The organism is Gemmatimonadota bacterium (genome assembly GCA_039715185.1).
Lineage (GTDB): Bacteria > Gemmatimonadota > Gemmatimonadetes > Longimicrobiales > RSA9 > DATHRK01.
In genome coordinates this window covers 1-1,937 of sequence record JBDLIA010000194.1, presented here as the reverse complement: position 1 = coordinate 1,937, position 1,937 = coordinate 1, and the positions used below count along the sequence as shown (strand labels likewise).

General features: G+C 72.9%; 1 protein-coding gene. It reads right to left on the bottom strand.

Going from position 1 to position 1,937, the window contains the following annotated elements; genetic code table 11:
- A partial coding sequence (locus tag ABFS34_16625) for a hypothetical protein (GenBank protein MEN8377051.1) occupies window positions 1-1,937 on the bottom strand: 1,937 nt, incomplete at both ends.

Here is a 1,937-nt window from a genome sequence, read left to right as displayed (position 1 = left end):
TGTTCGCCTTGACGGGGTCCATTTCCCATTTGTTGCCTTCGCTGCGCCAATGCTGAATGTCGTCGGCGTCGAGCCCGCGACGGGGGCCCCTCCCGGGAAGGGGAAGCTGCCCGCCGGCGGTCTGCGCGCCCAGGGTGCCCATGCCGCCCGGGCGTGGAGGTTTGGGCGTCGGGCGGAGCACGCCCGGGTAGGCGGCGTCCGCATCCGCCCCCCGGCGGGTGATGGCCGCCAACTGGCCGGGCCTGGACCGGATGACCCCCGCGCCGGGCGACGCGCCCCCGGGCCGCTGGAGCCGGATGTCGAGGCTGAACCCGCCCGCCTTCCATTCGGTGATCCGGCTCGCGATCGCCCCCGGCAGAAAGACCATCGCGATGCCGGTGCCCAGCTCCACCGCCGCCCACACGCGCGAGCCCTCGCGGTCGAACTCGTCGCGACCGTAGATGAGCTGGTGGACGGGCGCGGCCAGCGTGCCGTGGGCGAACAGGGAGTAGGAGAGGGTCGCGTAGCCGGTGGCCTGCCTCCAGGCCTGAGCCCGCAGGTCCTCTTCCCCGACCCTGCGCTCCCGCTCGAGTGCGTCCGCGATCTGGGTATAGGGAGGCACCTGTTCGACGATCACGACCGATCCGTTCCGGTCCGACGTCAGGATCGTGCTCATGTACGCGTTCGCGAACCGCAGCTTGTGCACCGGGTGCTCGGTGTCGGCGATGCGCTGCTGGGCGACGTCCACGATGTCCAAGAGGCGCTCGGTACGCTCCAGCCAGGCGCGCGTCTCGGCCTCCAGCTCGGGGTGGAGTGCGATCGCCGAGTCGGCGAGTATCGCCTCGGCGACGCGGCGCTCGTCGGTGAGGATGTCCTCGATCTCCTGGAGGCGTCGCTCCTGCATGGCCAGCTCCGCCTCGATGGGGTCGCCGAAGACCCTAACCGCGGTAGCGCCGCCCGTGACGCCGGGCGTGATGACCTGCAGCACTTCGGAGCCGGCCACGTCGAGGTCGAGGGCGTCGACGGTGCCGTCATGCAGCACGACGCCGTCAGGCTTCCTCCACGTGCCTTCCAAACTGATCGGCTCCTGCGCGGTGAAGCGGACCAGCCCGTCCGCCGAAGGCTCGTCCTGCCGGTGGAGCCGGACCCAGTGCTCCGCGCCATCCTCGCTGCGGATCGTCACGTTTACGAAGTCGAACTCCCGCAGGCCCCCCTGCCTACCGCGCAGCCCCGACTCGTCGGGGAAGACGCGCAGCTCCATCAGGAACGGCTCTCCGAGGACCACCCCGTCCAGCGGCTGGCCGTCGGGCGACCACATGATGAAGCCCGGCACCGGGCTCGGCGCGGCGGCGGCGGCAGGGTCGGTGGGGGCGTCCGCGGCGGGGGCGTCGTCCCCGGCCGGCGCGGCTTCCTCATCCGGTGCTTCGTCAGCGGGCGCAGGCGCGTCGTCCGCGGCAGGAGCGTCGTCCGGCGCAGGTGGGTCGTCCGGCGCGTCGTTCGGCGCGCCCTCGTCACCCGGTGCATCGTTACCCGGCGCGTCCGCGGCGGCGGCGTCGTCCGGCGCGCCCTCCTCATCCGGCGCTTCGTCACCTGGCACGGCTTCCTCGCCGACCTCGTCCGCCGGCGCGTTCTCCCCCGCGTCGTCGGGCTCGGCAGGAGCGTCCCCCAGGCTGTCGGGCGGCTCCTCATCCTGGCCCCGCCAGCGCTCCCGGATCATGTCGCCAAGCCGTTCGAGCGCCTCGTCCTCCGCCGCCTCGTCGGCGAACTCCTCGTCCTCAGCCTCCCCCTCGGCGGGCGCATCGTCCTCAGCTTGCCCAGCGGCGAGGGCCTCGTCCGCCCCTTCCCCGTCGGCGAACCCGTCCGCCGGCGCGCCGACGCCGGTCGTCACCAGCTCGTCGTAGACGTCCGCGAGGGGGTCGTACAGGTCGTCGCCGGCCACCTCCGCGATCTCGCCAACG